12 protein-coding genes are annotated in these 16,988 nt (G+C 65.2%); 4 read left to right on the plus strand and 8 right to left on the minus strand.

Annotated elements, in window-relative coordinates:
- The first annotated feature begins 14 nt into the window (after positions 1 to 14).
- Positions 15 to 1,226, plus strand: a complete 1,212-nt coding sequence (gspF, locus tag ACS13N_RS06195) for a type II secretion system inner membrane protein GspF (RefSeq protein ID WP_438930837.1) — start codon at positions 15 to 17, stop codon at positions 1,224 to 1,226.
- Between the two features lie 159 nt (positions 1,227 to 1,385).
- Here gspF and ACS13N_RS06200 read toward each other — a convergent pair whose 3' ends face one another.
- From ACS13N_RS06200 to ACS13N_RS06215, 4 genes are read right to left on the minus strand one after another with little or no spacing between them, the layout of a single operon-like run.
- Positions 1,386 to 1,823 carry a hypothetical protein gene (locus ACS13N_RS06200; RefSeq protein ID WP_438930838.1) on the minus strand — a complete coding sequence of 146 codons (438 nt, stop codon included), beginning with the start codon at positions 1,821 to 1,823 and terminating at the stop codon, positions 1,386 to 1,388.
- Entirely contained in the window at positions 1,795 to 2,865 is a 1,071-nt protein-coding gene (locus tag ACS13N_RS06205) for an IS30 family transposase (RefSeq protein WP_438930839.1), read from the minus strand. The genes ACS13N_RS06200 and ACS13N_RS06205 overlap by 29 nt, the downstream gene beginning before the upstream one ends.
- A 31-nt stretch (positions 2,866 to 2,896) precedes the next feature.
- Entirely contained in the window at positions 2,897 to 3,916 is a 1,020-nt protein-coding gene (locus ACS13N_RS06210) for a DMT family transporter (protein WP_438930840.1), read from the minus strand.
- Entirely contained in the window at positions 3,913 to 4,593 is a 681-nt protein-coding gene (locus ACS13N_RS06215; RefSeq protein ID WP_438930841.1) for a pyridoxamine 5'-phosphate oxidase family protein, read from the minus strand. The genes ACS13N_RS06210 and ACS13N_RS06215 overlap by 4 nt, the downstream gene beginning before the upstream one ends.
- 93 nt (positions 4,594 to 4,686) lie before the next feature.
- Between ACS13N_RS06215 and ACS13N_RS06220 the strand changes: the two genes are divergently transcribed.
- Positions 4,687 to 6,162 carry a PLP-dependent aminotransferase family protein gene (locus tag ACS13N_RS06220; RefSeq protein ID WP_438930842.1) on the plus strand — a complete coding sequence of 492 codons (1,476 nt, stop codon included), beginning with the start codon at positions 4,687 to 4,689 and terminating at the stop codon, positions 6,160 to 6,162.
- Between the two features lie 25 nt (positions 6,163 to 6,187).
- On the opposite strand, the gene ACS13N_RS06225 is transcribed toward ACS13N_RS06220, so the two are convergent.
- Together ACS13N_RS06225 and ACS13N_RS06230 are read right to left on the minus strand one after the other, a co-directional pair.
- The gene (locus ACS13N_RS06225; RefSeq protein WP_438930843.1) at positions 6,188 to 6,853 is read right to left on the minus strand and encodes an N-acetyltransferase; all 666 of its coding nucleotides are present in this window, start codon (positions 6,851 to 6,853) and stop codon (positions 6,188 to 6,190) included.
- Complete coding sequence (locus ACS13N_RS06230) at positions 6,850 to 7,716, minus strand: hypothetical protein (RefSeq protein ID WP_438930844.1); 867 nt, start codon at positions 7,714 to 7,716, stop codon at positions 6,850 to 6,852. Before ACS13N_RS06230 ends, ACS13N_RS06225 begins: the two co-directional genes overlap by 4 nt.
- Positions 7,717 to 8,410: 694 nt before the next feature.
- On the opposite strand from ACS13N_RS06230, the gene ACS13N_RS06235 reads away from it, so the two are divergent.
- The gene (locus tag ACS13N_RS06235) at positions 8,411 to 11,971 is read left to right on the plus strand and encodes an indolepyruvate ferredoxin oxidoreductase family protein (RefSeq protein ID WP_438930845.1); all 3,561 of its coding nucleotides are present in this window, start codon (positions 8,411 to 8,413) and stop codon (positions 11,969 to 11,971) included.
- Positions 11,972 to 12,129: 158 nt separating this feature from the next.
- Here the strand turns inward: ACS13N_RS06235 and ACS13N_RS06240 are convergent, their stop codons facing one another.
- Together ACS13N_RS06240 and sbcB are read right to left on the minus strand one after the other, a co-directional pair.
- Positions 12,130 to 13,719 carry a sialidase family protein gene (locus tag ACS13N_RS06240; protein WP_438930846.1) on the minus strand — a complete coding sequence of 530 codons (1,590 nt, stop codon included), beginning with the start codon at positions 13,717 to 13,719 and terminating at the stop codon, positions 12,130 to 12,132.
- Positions 13,720 to 14,314: 595 nt separating this feature from the next.
- Positions 14,315 to 15,754, minus strand: a complete 1,440-nt coding sequence (gene sbcB, locus ACS13N_RS06245; protein ID WP_438930847.1) for an exodeoxyribonuclease I — start codon at positions 15,752 to 15,754, stop codon at positions 14,315 to 14,317.
- A gap of 148 nt (positions 15,755 to 15,902) precedes the next feature.
- On the opposite strand from sbcB, the gene adhP reads away from it, so the two are divergent.
- The gene (gene adhP, locus ACS13N_RS06250) at positions 15,903 to 16,925 is read left to right on the plus strand and encodes an alcohol dehydrogenase AdhP (protein ID WP_438930848.1); all 1,023 of its coding nucleotides are present in this window, start codon (positions 15,903 to 15,905) and stop codon (positions 16,923 to 16,925) included.
- Positions 16,926 to 16,988: the final 63 nt, after the last annotated feature.

Here is a 16,988-nt window from a genome sequence, read left to right on the forward strand (position 1 = left end):
GAACACGATTTGCCATGCCAGCCTTCCGCTACGAAGCCGCCGACGCCGCCGGCAAAACCGACAAGGGTGTCATCGAAGCCGACAGCGCGCGTCAGGCGCGTACGCTGCTGCGCGCCCGTGGGCTCACGCCGCTGCTGGTCGACGCGCTGGGCGCACAGGCCACCAAGCGCAGCGGGGCGAGCTTCGGCAAGCGGCTCTCCGCGCAGGAAAACGCACTGATCACACGCCAGCTCGCCAGCCTGCTGGTGGCCGGACTGCCACTCGACGAAGCTCTGGCTGCGCTGGCGGACCAGGCCGAACGCGCCTACGTGGGCGAACTGCTCGCCGCCATCCGCGCGGAAGTCGTGGGCGGCAGTTCGCTGTCGGTGGCGCTGGCGCAGCACCCGAAGGATTTTCCGGACATCTACCGCGCACTCGTTTCGGCGGGGGAGCACTCGGGCAACCTGGGTCTCGTGCTCACGCGCCTGGCCGACTACATCGAGAGCCGCAACGCACTCACCTCGAAGATCAAGCTGGCATTCACCTACCCCGCCATCGTCACGGTGGTGGCGTTTGCGATCGTGATCTTCCTGCTGTCGTACGTGGTGCCGCAGGTGGTGAGCGTGTTTGCCAACACCAAGCAGAAGCTGCCGACGCTGACCATCGTAATGCTGTGGCTCTCAGACTTCGTGCGCAACTGGGGGTGGCTGGCGGCGATCGTGCTGGTGGCGATCGGGGTGCTGATCCGCAACCTGCTCAAGCAGCCCGCGCTGCAGCTGTCGTGGCACAAGTGGCTGCTGACGGCACCGCTGTTCGGCAAGCTCGTGCGGGGCTACAACACGGCGCGGTTTGCCAGCACGCTGGCGATTCTGACCAGTGCGGGTGTGCCGATCTTGCGGGGGCTGCAGGCGGCGGGGGAGACGCTGAACAATGTAGCGCTCAAGACCAACGTGGAAGATGCGTCTACGCGGGTGCGGGAGGGGACGTCGCTGGCGCGGGCGTTGGCGGCGCAGAATCAGTTTCCGCCTGTGCTGGTGCATTTGATTCGCTCTGGCGAGGCAACGGGGAATTTGCCCGCGATGTTGGAACGGGCTGCACAGGGTGAGGCTCAGGAGCTTGAGCGACGCACCCTGTTCCTGACTGGGCTGCTGGAACCTGCGCTGATTCTGACGATGGGTGTGGTTGTGCTGCTGATCGTGTTGGCTGTGTTGATGCCCATCATTGAGATCAACCAGTTGGTGCACTGATTTTTTGTTTGTGGTGCATCTGGTGTTTCGTCCCCTGCCGGGGCCGACTCACTTTCTCTGTCTTGCCAGAGAAAAGTAAGCAAAGAGAGGCGCGCCCGAGATAGCGACTTCCCCTTGAATTTCTGTCGCAGGGAGGGAGAGGAGGCAAACTCGCTTCGCTCAAACAGCCTCCTCTCTTTTTCCTCCCTGCAACAGAAATTCAAGGCGCCATCTAGGGCAGGGGTAAAGCACACCATCGATTGCCAGTGCGCTACTTCGTCTTGTGTTCCCAATTGCGCGCTGCCAGCCGCCAGCCTCGCACTCGCACTCGCGTTCCGCACCACGCACCACGCACCACGCACCACGCACCACGCACCACGCACCGACCGAGTCCTGACGCTCGCCTTCGTTCACCGTCGGTTTGGCCTTTGATTTTCCTGCCCTTGATGGCGCCTTGAATTTTCGTAAGCGGGCGGAAAAAAGACGGGAAACTGTTTGAGCGAAGCGAGTTTTTCCCGTCTCCGCCCGCTTACGAAAATCCAAGGAGGGGGTCGCCATCTCGGGCGCGCCTTTCTTTTGCTTGGCGGTTTCAAGCCCCAAGTGCAACAGCGGGGTCAATCACAATGCCCTGCTTGGCGCAGTTCTCAATGAAGGCTTCTGCAGGTGTGCGCCAGCCGAGCGTCTTGCGTGGTCGGGTGTTCATCAGCAACGCGATCGCGTCAAGCTGACGCTGTGAGAGCACCGACAGGTCCGCTCCCTTTGGCAAGTACTGGCGCAGCAGGCCATTGGTGTTCTCACAGATGCCGCGCTGCCAGGGGCTGTGTGGATCACAGAAGTAGATCCGGATGCCAGTCGCCTCGGCGAGCTTGCTGTGCAGCGCCATTTCCTTGCCCTGGTCATAGGTCAGAGTCTTGCGCAACTCCTCCGGCAGAGGAGCGAACGCCGCGCTATAGGCCTGCAAAGCAGCCTCGGCTGTACTGCCGTCGATCTTCACCAGCATCACGAACAAGGTGCTGCGGTCGATGAGCGTGCCCACTGCCGAACGGTTACCAGCACCTTTGATCAGGTCGCCCTCCCAGTGCCCCGGAATCAGCCGGTCGTTAGCCTCTGGCGGGCGCACATGAATGCTCACCATGTCGGTGAGCTGCCCACGCCGATCTTGCCCGCGCGAGCGCGGCTTGCGAGCACCGTGCGCCTGCCGCAGCAGGCTGACCAACTCGCGCCGCAGAGCACCGCGTGGAGCGGCGTAGATGGCGTGATAGATCGTTTCGTGCGAGACGTTCAAAGCGGGTTCGCCGGGATGGACACGTTTGAGCTGCGCAGCCACCTGCTCCGGCGAGAAGCCTCTCTCCAAGTACTGGCGGACCTCAGGCCACAGTTTGCCTTGCCGGTGCAGCTTGCGTTCGCGACGTGGCTTACGTCGCAACTTGGAGGCCCGCCGGCCAGCGCGCACCGCATTGTAGCCACCGGCTATCGTGGGGCGCCCCATCGGACCGCGCTCATGTTCCGGTTTCCAGCCGTTGCGCCGAAGCTCCCGGCTGATCGTGCTCGGTGAGCGTTGCAGTGCACGCGCAATCTCCCGCATGCTCCTGTCCTCCAGCTTCATCGCGAAGATCGCGCCACGCTCTTCGGCGCTCAGGTGTTCGTAGTCTTGTCCCATGCAACACATCCTAGATAACGTGTTGCACTTGCTACTTGAAACCGCCCTTACTTTTCTTTGGCAAGACAAAGAAAAGTGAGTCGTGCCCGGCAGGGTACGAAACAGGGATGCACCACCAGGACCAATACAAAACCAAACCTAAGAACGCTTCCCCAAAGCCCCCACCAATATCCCCGCCAGAATCAACCCCATCGCCCCCAAACAACGCAGCACTGACAGCCTCCCCCAGTGCCACAGCAGAGCAAACAATCCCAAACACCGGCACCCCCAGCAACCCTAGCGAGGTCGTCGTAGCCGGCAACATCCGATTGACCGTGGTAACCGCCCAATACGCCAACGCAATCCCAAACACACCACCGTAAAGCAGCAACCCCATCAACGAAGGCTGCCAGTCAATCGACGGCGCACCATCGTGCAAAAACGCCAGCGGCACCAACAGCACGGTCGCCAGCAACGCCTGCCAGAACACCAACTCAAACGGCGGCGTCACCCACTTGTGCGAGCGGACGTACAGAATGCTCGCCGCCCAGCACAGCGCCGCCAGCATCACCAAGCCATCGCCAAACACGGCACGCCCCGCATGCCAATCAAACGTCAGCGGATTGAAGATCAGCAGCAACCCCAACAGCCCCAGCCCGACACCGAACAGGCGCCGTCCGGTCAGCGGCTCGCCGAGCAGCAGCCACGCCCCCGGCACCACCCACAGCGGCGTGGTATACGCCAGCACCACCGAGCGCCCCGCCGGCACGAACTGCAGCCCGAGGCTGACCAGCGCCGAGAACGCCGTCATATGCAGCACCCCGACACTCAGGATGACCGGAATGTCGCCGCGCTTCGGTATTACCAACCGCCCGCGCGACAGACAGATCACCAGCAGCGCAAGCGTGCCCACGGCGGAGCGCAACGCCACCACCCAGATCGGCGGCAGGTACGCCAGCATGGCCTTGCCGACCGGCCAGTTGATCCCCCAGGCCAGCGCGACCACGCCGAGCAGCAGCCAGGCGGTGCGCGCCGGGCTTCCGGTTGTGGCGGTGCCGACGGCGGTGGTCATGGCGTCACTTCTTCTGCGGGAACACGGGCGGTGACTTTCCACTCGCGTACATAGTCCGGCGTACCGGCCGGTGCGCCGTCCACCACCGGCGCGAGCGGCAGCAACGCCATCGGCAGCACGCCCGCCCATACGGGCAACGCGAGGTCTTCTGCGTCGTCCTTCGGACCGCCCGTGCGGATCTTGCACGCGGCTTCGTCCAGCGGAATGCGCAGCACGGTGGTGGCCGCCAATTCCTTGGCATTGCCGGGACGCGCCTCTTTCGAGCGTCCGGGGGCCAGGGTCTCCATGAAAGCGTCGAGCGTGGCGGGCTTCTGCTCGTCGGGCACCACCTCGAACGCGCCGTAGATAACGGCCGACCGATAGTTCATCGAATGGTTGAACGCCGAGCGCGCCAGCACCAGCCCGTCGATATGCGTGACCGTCACGCACACCTGCGCACCGCTGGCCGCCAGCTTGAGCATGCGGCTGCCGTTGGAACCATGCACGTAAAGGTGGTCGCCTTCGCGCCAGCATGCGGTGGGAATGCAATGCACGCCGTGCTCATCGGCAAAGGCCATGTGGCAGACGTAGGCAGCGTCCAGGATGGCGTGCAGCGTGGCGGCATCGTAGTGGCCACGTCGGGCGACACGGTTCACGCGCGTGCGATCGGTGGGCGGGGTGGCAGCAGTGGTCGTCATGGCAAAGCTCCGAATAGGTCATCAATCCGCCGACGATAAGAAAACCGTGGCACCATGCGTAGACCCACAGAAATGCAGAACCTTGGAGCCAGGATGGACTACGGCGTCTTGCTGTCGAACTACGAGCGAACCGCTGCGCGCGGCAAAGCCGAGAGCGGTGCACGACCCTCGCAGCAGCATCGGTTGTACGCTTGCCTGCGCACGGCCATCCTGAGTGGGCAGATTGAGGAAGGCACGCGGTTGGCTTCATCGCGCTCATTGGCGGAAGAGCTGGGCATGGCACGCAACTCGGTGCTATATGCGTACGAACAGCTGGCAGCGGAGGGCTTTGTGCTCAGCCGCCGACAAGGCACGGTGGTCGCACGCGTGGGCCTGCAGCAGGCCCCGACACAAGCGCCGGAAGCGCCGCCTGCGTTGTCGCGCCGCGTTACCGGGCTGGAGCGCCCAAGCGGCGAGATGAGCGATCTGCTGCCCTTCCTGCCGGGTACGCCCGCGCTGGATGAGTTTCCGCTCGCGCAGTGGCGGCGCTGCATGGAGCGGGCATGGCGCCGCGTCGGGCCGGCACAGATGGGCTACGGGCAGGTGGAAGGCAACGTGGCGCTGCGTCAGGCCGTGGCGGAGTATCTGCGCGTCTCGCGCGGCGTGCGGTGCGAAGCCGCGCAGGTGTTCATCACCGATGGCACGCAGAACAGCCTGGACCTGTGCGCCCGCGCACTGGCCGATGCCGGCGACATTGCCTGGATCGAGAACCCCGGCTACTACGGCGCACGCGCCTCCATGCGGGCGGCGGACCTGCGGCTGGTGCCGATCGGCATTGATGCCGATGGCCTCGCCCCGCGCCCCGAAGACTGGCGCGACACGCCGCCCAAGCTGATCTACATCACACCGTCGCACCAGTACCCGCTGGGCTCGGTGATGAGCCTGGAGCGGCGCCTCGCACTAATCCAGCAGGCACGCGCCGTGGGTGCGTGGATCATCGAAGACGACTACGACAGCGAGTTCCGTCACAGCGGTGCGCCGCTGTCTGCGGTGCAGGGCCTGACTGCAGATGCGCCGGTGGTCTACCTGGGCACCTTCAGCAAGATGCTGTTTCCGGCGCTGCGTCTCGGCTACATGGTCGTGCCGCCGGCATTGGCCACCGTGCTACGCCCGGCAGCCGGCGCGCTGATGCTGCGCGGACGCGTAGCCGATCAGCTGGCGCTGGCGGAGTTCATTGAAACGGGCCACTTCACGCGGCATCTGCGGCGCATGCGACGCCTGTACGGCGAGCGTCGCGATGCGTTGCAGGCCGCGCTTGAGCGGCACCTGCACGGTGTGGTGACCGTCTCGGGCGGCGCCGGTGGCATGCACCTGTCGACGCGGCTCGACGCGCCGGTACGCGACGTGGATGTGAGCGTTGCCGCCCGCGCGCAGGGGATGGTGCTGCGGCCGCTGTCGCGCTTCTGCCTGCCGGGCACGCTGACCGCGCAGTACAACGGCCTGGTGCTCGGCTACGGCAATGTGCCCGCCGAAGCGATGGACGGACTGGTCTTGCAGATGCAGCGCGTGATTGAGGAGGTCGCCGCATAGGATCTGCTACGCACCGGGCCCCCAGTCAGACGACCATCCTCGTGGCGGCGGCCAGCTCGGCCAAGCTCCAGCCCGCCCCCAGCAGCACGCGCCGCGTGTGCAGGGCCTCCAGCACGACGTCATCCACATGGTCGCCCAGGTAGCGCAGGCGCTTGTCGCGCACCTCCACATACCCCGATGGATAGCGCCTGGCGAGCGACTGCCACACCCCATGCACCCCGACGGACTGACGCGCGCCGCTCATCAGACACATCCCACCGTCGAGCGCGCGCCGGAATACGGTCGAGGCCAGCCCGCGCCGCTGGTACGCCAACGCGTACTTCGAGTGCGGCGAACGCAGATAGCGATCCGCGCGCTTGTCCAGCTCAATCAGGCGGTTGAAGACCGTGTAGCCGGCCAGGCGGCGCGCCGCCACGTCTTCGACATAGACATAGGTCTCACCATCGGCCTCGCGCGTGTGAATGCGGAAGCCCGGTAGGGTGCCGTCATCGAACGTCATGCCATGCAGCGGCGTGCCGGGCGTCTGCATGCGCTCATACAGCGCGTCGAGTTCGCGCTCGATGTCTTCGTTGTTGAAGTCGACGTCGGTACGCAGGCCGAGCGGCGCAAGCCACCGACGCAGCGATTGCACCATCGATGCCAGCGTCGGCAATGCCAGTGACGACATGGGCAGGGTCAGTACGGTGCTCATGCGGCCTCCGCCCAGTGGCCGCTGATGAGCCGTGCCGGAGGCTCGACCGCCACGATGCGGGCACTGGCAGGCCAATCGTCCATGCGCACGTTCAGGCCTGCGTGAATGCCGTAGCCCGGCCCGGCAACGATCACGCCGCCAGCCTCAACGCCCTCGCCCGCGCGGATGGCGCCGCCGGCTTCGATATCACCCCAGGCCTTGATGCCCCAACCGGCCTCCAGGTGCGTATGCGCGCGTAAGTCAGCGCCCGCGAGAATGCCGTTCGCGCTGACGATGCCGGCCTCGCTGATCACCTCGCCGCCAGCGCGCAGGCCCTTGCCCACGTGCACGCTGCCGCGTACGGCCAGCGCCTCGCCGATGAGCAAGTCGTCCGCCACGTCGATGTCGGCGTCGCAATGCAAGTCACGGTGCACGCGCACCACGCCGCCACAGTGCAGCGCACCGGCAGCCGTCACGCTCCAGCCGACGCGGAGGTCGCCGCCCACATGCACAGTGCCGTCGCAGTAGAGGCCAGCCTTGGCTTCGAAATCGCCGCCCGTGGTGATGGACTCGCCCGCGCGCACACCACCGCCCGCACGGATAGCCTGCCCCGCGCGCAGCACGCCATCGACGTGGATGCCGCCGCGCACGATGATCGTGCCGGCAAAGATGAGCGCATCGGCTTCGATGTCGTCGGCTTCGAGCACGGCATCGGTCGGGCCAAAGTTGTCGAGCAACCAGATCGCATCGGTAATGCGACCTTCGCGCACGAGGCTGTCGAGCAGGTGTTGGTAGTCAGTGCCGTTGTGGCGGTTGCGGATGTACCAGCGATAGCCAGCCGCGCAAGGCTGTTTGGCCTTGATGAAGTTCTGTGTGAGTTCCATGGCGATTCCTGCGCCCGGCAACTTGGCGATCAACGATCAGCCGGCAGATGGCGGACGAACCGGTGCCGGCGCCCATCGTGTAGATGCAGCGCCAGACCAGCGTTAAAGACGGGGAGAAAGCGAAAGTGGCCGTACGGGGCAGAGGCGCCAGATGGGCGGCGCCCCGCACGGCTTACGAAAGCCGGGCGAGCAGGAAGTGCCGGAGGGCAGCGTGCGCGGGCGGGAGGTCATGCCCCGCGCCACAACGCACGCGCGTGCAGGCCACCGGCAGTGCTTGCCGGCGCTGAGCGCGAGTGGGTTGGGTGCGGGACATGGTCTGGAATGGGGTTTTCAGGACGTAACTGCGCAGGATGGCGGCGGTGGTAGGGAAAGTCCAGAGACAAGGTGACGCACGCCCTACTTCTTGACCGAAGTTTGCCAATTCGAATCGCACGCAGCGGCTTCGTCGCGCCACTTTGCATGCGGCGCAACATCCGCGCCGCCGGTCCTGCCAATGCGCCACATCTGTGCCGAAAGCGCCGCAACCTCGGGAAAACCCCGCCCCATTCTTGCTGCGTTGCACGGTGTTGGGAATGTCACGCGGTGCTACGATGCCGCGATCCATCGCTGTCTGCCAGCTTCCACAAGAAGCGGCGCAGGCGGCACCAAAAGAGACCTGCTGCTGGTGATCCCGGCACACCCACACGGAGCACGCATGAATGCCCCTCTGAACGACGCGCTACGCCGCGCGCTCGAAACCGTTTCCCTGGACGACAAGTACACGCTCGAGCGTGGCCGCATCTATATCAGCGGCACGCAGGCACTGGTGCGTCTGCCGATGCTGCAGCAGGAGCGCGACCGCGCGGCCGGGCTGAACACCGCAGGCTTCATCTCCGGCTACCGCGGCTCGCCGCTGGGCGCGCTGGACCAGGCCTTGTGGAAGGCCAAGAAGCATCTGGCCGGGCACAACATCGTTTTCCAGGCGGGGCTCAATGAAGACCTGGCCGCCACGGCGGTCTGGGGCTCCCAGCAGGTCAATCTGTATCCGTCGGCCAAGTTCAGCGGCGTGTACGGCATGTGGTACGGCAAGGGCCCGGGTGTGGACCGCACCATCGACGTGTTCAAGCACGCCAACTCGGCCGGCTCGTCCGCGCACGGCGGGGTGCTGGTGCTGGCCGGTGACGACCATGCCTGCAAATCCTCGACGCTGGCGCACCAGTCGGAGCACGTCTTCAAGGCGGCCGGCATTCCGGTGCTGTATCCGTCGAACGTGCAGGAGTACCTCGACTACGGCCTGCACGGCTGGGCGATGAGCCGCTACTCCGGTCTGTGGGTGTCGATGAAGTGCGTGACGGACGTGGTGGAATCGTCCGCGTCGGTCGACGTCGACCCACATCGCGCCGAGATCATCCTGCCGGAAGATTTCATCATGCCGCAGGGCGGCCTGAACATCCGCTGGCCCGATCCGCCGCTGGTGCAGGAAGCGCGCCTGCTCGACTACAAGTGGTACGCCGGCCTGTCGTACGTGCGTGCCAACAAGCTCGACCGCGTGGTGCTCGATTCGCCGCAGGCGCGCTTCGGCATCATGACCGCCGGCAAGGCCTACCTGGACGTGCGCCAGGCGCTGGTCGACCTCGGCCTCGACGAGGAAACCTGCCGCCGCATCGGCATCCGCCTGTACAAGGTCGGCTGCGTGTGGCCGCTCGAAGCCCACGGCGCGCGCGCGTTTGCCGAAGGCCTGCAAGAGATCCTGGTGGTGGAAGAGAAGCGCCAGATCCTCGAATACCAACTGAAGGAAGAGCTGTACAACTACCGCGACGACGTGCGCCCGCGCGTGTACGGCAAGTTCGACGAGCGCGACAACGCCGGCGGCGAATGGTCTGTGCCGATGGCCAACTGGCTGCTGCCGGCGCACTACGAGCTGTCGCCCGCGCTGATCGCCCGCGCCATCGCCACGCGGCTGGAGAAGTTCGAGCTGCCGTCGGATGTGCGTGCACGCATTGCCTCGCGCATCGCCATCATCGACGCCAAAGAGAAGGCGCTCGCCAAGCCGCGCATCACCGCCGAGCGCAAGCCGTGGTTCTGCTCGGGCTGCCCGCACAACACGTCGACCAACGTGCCGGAAGGCTCGCGCGCGCTGGCCGGCATCGGCTGCCACTACATGACCGTGTGGATGGACCGCCGCACCGACACCTTCAGCCAGATGGGCGGCGAAGGCGTGGCGTGGATCGGCCAGATGCCGTTCTCGGGCGACCAGCACGTGTTCGCCAACCTGGGCGACGGCACGTATTACCACTCGGGCCTGCTGGCGATTCGTGCGTCGATTGCGGCGAAGGTGAACATCACCTACAAGATCCTCTACAACGACGCCGTGGCCATGACGGGCGGTCAGCCGGTCGATGGCCCGCTGTCGGTGCCGCAGATTGCTGCGCAGGTGCATGCGGAAGGCACGTCGCGCATCGTCATCGTCACGGACGAACCCGAGAAGTACAACGCGGCCATCAAGCTGCCCGAAGGCGTGACTGTGCACCACCGCGATCGCCTCGATGCGATCCAGCGCGAACTGCGCGAAGTGCCGGGCACCAGCATCCTGATCTACGATCAAACCTGCGCGACTGAGAAGCGCCGCCGCCGCAAGCGCGGCACGATGGCCGACCCGGCACGCCGTGCGTTCATCAATGACGCGGTGTGCGAAGGCTGTGGCGATTGCTCGGTCAAGTCGAACTGCCTGTCGGTCGAGCCGCTGGAAACGGAGCTGGGCACCAAACGCAAGATCAACCAGTCGTCGTGCAACAAGGATTTCTCGTGCGTGAACGGCTTCTGCCCGAGCTTTGTGACGACCGAAGGCGCGCAGGTGCGCAAGCCGGAATCGCGCGGCACGTCAATGAGCGACTTGCCGCTGCTGCCGCATCCTGAACTGCCTGCCATCCAGCGTGCCTACGGCGTGCTGGTGACCGGCGTGGGCGGCACGGGCGTGGTGACCATCGGCGGCCTGCTCGGCATGGCCGCGCACATCGAGGGCAAGGGCGTGACCGTGCTCGACATGGCAGGCCTAGCGCAGAAAGGCGGTGCGGTACTCTCGCACGTGCAGATCGGTGAACGTCCGGATTCGATCCACGCCACGCGCATCGCCATGGGCGAGGCGGACCTCGTGATCGGCTGCGATGCGATCGTCTCGGCGTCCGACGAAGTACTGTCGAAAGTGCAACACGGTCAGACGCGCGCCATCGTCAACAGCGCGGCATCCCCGACGGCGGACTTCATCAAGAACCCGAACTGGCGCTTCCCGGGCAGCTCGGCCGAAGCGGACATCCGCGCGGCCGTCGGCGACGCCTGTGCGTTTGAAGACGCCAGCACGCTGGCCGTGCGCCTGCTGGGCGACGCGATCTTCACCAATCCATTGGTGCTGGGCTTTGCGTGGCAGAAGGGCTGGATTCCGCTGACGTACGATGCGCTCATCCGCGCGATCGAACTGAATGGCGTGGCGGTCGAGAAGAACAAGACTGCGTTCGAATGGGGCCGCCACCTCGCGCAGGACCGCGATGCGGTGCTGAAGCTGGCGGACGATGCTCCGCGCGTCAAAGCAGATGTCATCGCCCTGCCCTCGCTGGACACGCTGATCGCCCGCCGCGTCGATCTGCTGACTGCGTACCAGAACGCTGCGTACGCTGCCGAGTTCCGCTCGGTGGTCGAGCGTGTGCGTGCTGCTGAAACGGCGGTGGTTGGTGCTGGCCAAGCGCTCACGTTCACCGAAGCCGTGGTGCGCAACCTGTCGAAGCTGATGGCGTACAAGGACGAGTACGAAGTCGCCCGCCTGTACACCGATCCGGCGTTCCTCGACAAGCTGCGCGCGCAGTTCGATGGCGAGCCCGGCCGCGACTACCAGCTCAACTTCTGGCTCGCGCCGCCGATGACGGCCAAGCACGATGAGAAGGGCCACCTAGTCAAGAAACGCTTCGGCCCGAACACGATGCGCATCTTCAAGGTGCTGGCCAAGCTCAAGGGCCTGCGTGGCACGGCGTTCGATGTGTTCGGCAAGACCGAAGAGCGCCGCACCGAGCGCGCGCTGATCGGCGAATACCGTGCGCTGGTGGATGAGCTGGTGAAGGGGCTGTCGGCACAGAAGCTGGCGCAGGCCGTGGAATTGGCGCGCCTGCCGGAAGACATCCGCGGCTTCGGCCATGTGAAGGACGCCAACCTGGCAGCCGCACGCATCCGCTGGAACAAGCTGCTGACGCAGTGGCGTGATCCGGCGGGGGCGCAACGCGCGGCCTGATGGATTGATGGTCGGGGAAGTGCAGCAAGACAACCGGAGGCTTCTGCCTCCGGTTTTTTTTTTGATCACCGCCTTCGCTTACGCATGGCCTTTGACCTCGCAGGCACGCGCGTCGCAACGGATCGGGCGGCGACCTCCCGTCGCCGCCGCGTCTGCGCTTATGGCAATCCCGTGATCTTGCGCGTGAACTCGCCTGTCACGTTGGGGGCTGTCGCAATGCCGAACACTGGATACACGGTGGTCGGGCCGGCCGCAGCCAGGCCCATGTAGTCGCCAAGGAAGTGGCCACGCGCCACCGGTGCATTCAGGATGTTGAACGACGCCGTTGTCAGTCGCTGCTCATTGCCCCAGTTGGCGGGGTTCGTGCACGCGGTCGACGTAGAGCAGAAGAGCGCGAAATAGTCAGTGCCCTCGAAGCCGGCGGGCGTGTTCGTGTCGTTGCGGAAGTCGTAGTAGGTCACCACGACCGTCTTGCCATCACCCGATGCCACCACCGCAGGAATGAATGCCTGCTGCCGGCACGGGTTCGCGGCATTCACCGGCGTCTTGTTGATCATCACCGGCGTCGACCAGGTGACCCCGCCGTTATCCGATTCGGTAAAGACGATGCCGTCGACCGGGATCGACCCCGTGGGCGTGGTGCAGTTGGCGGTCGAAAAACGGGCGTCCTGCCAGGCGAGATAGATGGCGCCGCTGACCGGGTTCACGGCAATGCTGTAGAGAATCGAGGCATCGCGGATCGGCTGGCCGGTGTCCGGCGTGACCACGCCGACCACGGCAATATCGGTGGCGAACGTCGGCGAGCTCCAGTTCGCGCCCTTGTCCGTGGACTTGATGTAGCCGATGCTCAGGCCCGACTGTGTGACGCCGATCGCCGTAAAGAAATCGAGCAGCGTCCCATCCGGCAACACCCGCACGATGTTGTCGATCGTCTGCTTGTTGGTGCCCGGCTGGTAAATCGGGGCCGCTGCGCTCCAGGTGGCGCCGTTGTCGGTTGATCGTGCGAAGAAGCTTGGGCCGCTGAAGTTGAACTTGAAGTTCGGGGCACCGCCCGCCGTGGCGTTGTGCAACTCGCGTGCGATGGCAACGCCATCGTTCTGCGCAAGCAACTGCGCGCCTTCCTTGGTTGCCGGGAACACGCTCAACTGATCCCACACCGCATAGACGTAACCATTCGCGGTCGGGTCTGCGGTGAGCGAGTTCTTGTCGTTGAGTGTATGCGGCGAGCTGCTGCGGACCAGCGTCGCCGGTGGTTGCCATGTCGCACCGTGGTCGGTGGAGCGGCTCACCAGCATTGCGCTGTTGCGTGCCCCAAACGGGGTGGTCGGCTTCATCGGGTCCAACGCCAGCGACATGAAGAAGGCGGTTCCATCCTGCGCAAAGTCGACCCAGGGGTCCGAGGCGCGACGGAACGTTCCTCCCGTACACGCCGTCACGCCGGGTGGGATCGAATTGGCCCAGGTGCTACCCGCATCCGTGGAGACGACGCCCACCAGGCCGCGTGAGCCGCCGTCGTTCCAGCGGTCCTGCTGGTGGCCGGCCAGCAAGCGAGACACGTTGGTCGGGTCGACCGCCACCCATGGCTCGATCGACGTGGATGGAAACAGGGTGCTCCCGAATGCGGTCTCCTGTGCGTGCACATCGTCAGTGGTACACGCGTTGAATGGATCGCCTGCGGCCACCTGAACGAGCGGGCCGAGCACTTGCGCCTGGGCGCCTGGGCCGAGCGCGCAGGTGAGCGCGATCATGCCGCCACCCGCGATACCTAGGGAGATGAAACGGGACAGGCGCCTGCCATTGGTTTTTTTCATACTGTGCCTCGCGAAACCGGTAGAACACGTTTGCATGGCCCCCTTCGCATCACCGGCGCCAGGACTCTCTCTCCGTGATCGGCCGATCCATGTGCGAGAACGACTAGCCCCGCCGCGAAGCCACCCTTGCTGCCGCCCGCCGATAGATGCACCTACACACTAGGTCGCGCTGGCCACCTGTGTATGAAAAGTTCATTGCAGATGCGCGCGCGTCACGCAGCATCCACCGTTCAGTTGATGTGCGATTGGATGTGCGGCAGCGCGATGGAGAACCACACTCACGCGCCTGCGGGCGCGCGGCCCGTCAGAGCGACGGCCTAAGCGATAACGACCGCGTTTGCGTGCATCGCTGAGTACACCGTTGACGCCGTCGCATCAGGGTCTGAGCGACCGGCCCCAGTGACGGGCAAAGGCACAGCGCGAAGCCAGAGAGATCCGGAAAAGGACGAAAGGCTCGGAAGCGCGCGCCCTCCGAGTGCCTTCTTGCGCTGCGGGACACACCGCGCACAGTCGCGCGGCGTGTCGAATCCGCTCACCCCGGCACGATCTGCTGCGCGTAGTCGTACAGGTCTTGCAGGATGTTCTGCGCGCGCACATCGCCGCTCTCAGCGGCTTCGGCACCCAATTGCTGGAGCCGCTCGCCAAAGGCTTCGAAGGTCAGATAACCACCGTTGCCCTCAAACAGGCGCTCGGCACGCAGCTGTTCCCACTGTTCGTATTCCTCTTCGGAGAGCGTGTCGGGAAAGTTGCGCGCGCGATAGTGGAACAGCAACTCCGGCAGGCGTTCATCGGCGAAGTCCGGGTGCAGTTGCGCGAGCTGTTCGCCGCTGAGTGTGCGCAGTTCGTTGAGCGTGCGACGGTCGTCATTGCCGACGAAGCCGCCGTAGAGGTTCTGGTCGACGTCTTCAATCGGCTCCAGCTCGCGGGCGTAGACCTTGCGCCAGGTCTCACGCATGTCCGGTGCGCTCTGGGCGATGTGCGCATGCTGTTCGATCACAGTGAAGTCGATACCCCAGCGCGCGGCCTGCTCAGGCTGCAGCGTCTTCAGATTGCTGATGACGATGGGCGATTTGTTGATGTGGATCGACTTGATGGGCAGGCGCGTGGTGCCTTCGGTCAGATCGGCGGTGCGCGTGAACATGCGCTCGCGGATGGTGGCGACGTCCATGTCGAACAACTCCGACGGATCGAACGCCAGGTCCCACACGATCAGTTCGTTCTTGTTGGTCGGATGCCAGCCGAGCGGCCACACCACCGCCATGCAGCCGCGATCGACGCCATACATGCCGGAGATGTGCAGCAGCGGCTTCGCCGCATCACCGATTTCCGCCAGCACGCGGTCTTTCTTGCGCAGCGCGAAACAGAAATCGAACAGGCGTGGCTGCGCGTTGCGGATCAGGCGCGCCAGCGCAATCGTCGCGCGCACGTCGGACACCGCATCGTGCGCGGCTTCATGCACCAGGCCGTTGGCTTGCGAGAGGTGCTCCAACTTGAAGCTCGGCTTGCCGTCTTCGTGCTTCGGCCACTGGATGCCTTCAGGGCGCAGCGCCCACGTGGTGCGCACCACGTCGAGCAAATCCCACCGGCCGCATTCGTTCTGCCACTCGCGCGCATACGGGTCGATCAGGTTGCGCCAGAACAGGTGGCGCGTGACCTCGTCGTCAAAGCGGATGGTGTTGTAGCCGACGCCGATGGTGCCGGGCGTGCCCAGTTCGCGCTCGATGGCTTGTGCGAACTGGTATTCCGGAATGCCCTGCTTGGCGCACTGCTGCGGCGTGATGCCGGTGATCAGGCACGACACCGGATCGGGCAGCCAATCGTTGGAGGGTTGGCAGAACAGCTCGACCGGCTCGCCGATCTCGTTGAGCTCGGCATCGGTGCGGATGCCCGCAAACTGCGCCGGGCGATCGCGGCGCGGCACGGCGCCGAAGGTTTCGTAGTCGTGCCAGAGAAAAGTTGGGGTGACGGGCAAGGCAACCGCTCGCAGAAAAGGCCAGAGATGCCGGCATGCTAACAGCCTTGCGGATGCCATCCGGCAGCCGGCCAGCCATTGATGCACATCAACCCGCAGCCGGCGGGCGTCGACCAGACTGGTATCTCCCCCAATCAGGAGATGTCCCATGGCCCAGTCAATGAAAGCGGCGGTTGTCCACGCCTTTGGCGAACCCTTGCGCATTGAGGAAGTGCCGATTCCCACACCCGGGCGCGGCCAGATTCTCGTCAAGATCGCGGCCTCGGGCGTGTGCCATACCGACCTGCACGCCGCCGATGGCGACTGGCCCGTCAAGCCGAGCCTGCCGTTCATCCCCGGGCACGAGGGCGTGGGCTATGTAGCGGCCGTGGGCGAAGGCGTGACCAACGTCAAGGAAGGCGACCGCGTGGGCGTGCCCTGGCTCTACACCGCCTGCGGCCATTGCGAGCACTGTCTCTCCGGCTGGGAGACCCTCTGCCACGAGCAACAGAACACCGGCTACTCGGTCAACGGCGGTTATGCGGAATACGTGCTGGCCGACCCGAACTACGTCGGCCATCTGCCGGCGCAGGTCGGCTTTGAAGAGATCGCGCCCATTCTGTGCGCGGGGGTGACGGTCTACAAGGGCATCCGCATGACCGATACGCGGCCCGGCCAGTGGATTGCCATTTCCGGCATTGGCGGGCTGGGGCATGTGGCGGTGCAGTACGCGATTGCCATGGGCCTGCACGTGGTGGCCGTGGACGTGGCGCCCGACAAACTGGCCCTGGCGCGCGAGCTGGGCGCCAAGCTGGTGGTGGATGCCAGCCAGCAGGACCCGGCTGCCGTCATCCAGAAAGAGATCGGCGGCGTGCACGGCGTGCTGGTGACGGCGGTGTCGCGCAGTGCGTTTGCGCAGGCGCTGGGCATGGTGCGACGTGGCGGCACGATCTCGCTCAACGGGCTGCCGCCGGGGGATTTTCCGCTGCCGATCTTCTCCACGGTGCTCAATGGCATTACGGTGCGCGGCTCCATTGTCGGCACACGGCGGGATTTGCAGGAATCCCTGCAGTTTGCCGCCGAGGGGCTGGTACGCGCCCATATCCACCGCGACAAGCTCGACAACATCAACCAGGTTTTCGCCGACCTGAAGGCCGGCAAGGTGGATGGCCGCATCGTGCTGACCCTCTAGGCACCTGTTCATGATCGCGCCCGGCGCGGGGCGAGTAAGCTTTCAGCATCACGTCCGCTCGCT

This window comes from Ralstonia sp. 24A2 (genome assembly GCF_051783885.1).
Taxonomy (GTDB): domain Bacteria; phylum Pseudomonadota; class Gammaproteobacteria; order Burkholderiales; family Burkholderiaceae; genus Ralstonia.

Bases quoted from the DNA above. Each gene is read 5' to 3' on its own strand.
- adhP (WP_438930848.1), top strand. From the start codon at position 15,903: ATGGCCCAGTCAATGAAAGCGGCGGTTGTCCACGCCTTTGGCGAACCC.
- ACS13N_RS06210 (WP_438930840.1), bottom strand. From the start codon at position 3,916: ATGACCACCGCCGTCGGCACCGCCACAACCGGAAGCCCGGCGCGCACC.
- ACS13N_RS06240 (WP_438930846.1), bottom strand. From the start codon at position 13,719: ATGATCGCGCTCACCTGCGCGCTCGGCCCAGGCGCCCAGGCGCAAGTG.
- ACS13N_RS06230 (WP_438930844.1), bottom strand. From the start codon at position 7,716: ATGGAACTCACACAGAACTTCATCAAGGCCAAACAGCCTTGCGCGGCT.
- ACS13N_RS06205 (WP_438930839.1), bottom strand. From the start codon at position 2,865: ATGGGACAAGACTACGAACACCTGAGCGCCGAAGAGCGTGGCGCGATC.
- gspF (WP_438930837.1), top strand. From the start codon at position 15: ATGCCAGCCTTCCGCTACGAAGCCGCCGACGCCGCCGGCAAAACCGAC.
- ACS13N_RS06220 (WP_438930842.1), top strand. From the start codon at position 4,687: ATGGACTACGGCGTCTTGCTGTCGAACTACGAGCGAACCGCTGCGCGC.
- ACS13N_RS06225 (WP_438930843.1), bottom strand. From the start codon at position 6,853: ATGAGCACCGTACTGACCCTGCCCATGTCGTCACTGGCATTGCCGACG.
- ACS13N_RS06215 (WP_438930841.1), bottom strand. From the start codon at position 4,593: ATGACGACCACTGCTGCCACCCCGCCCACCGATCGCACGCGCGTGAAC.
- ACS13N_RS06235 (WP_438930845.1), top strand. From the start codon at position 8,411: ATGAATGCCCCTCTGAACGACGCGCTACGCCGCGCGCTCGAAACCGTT.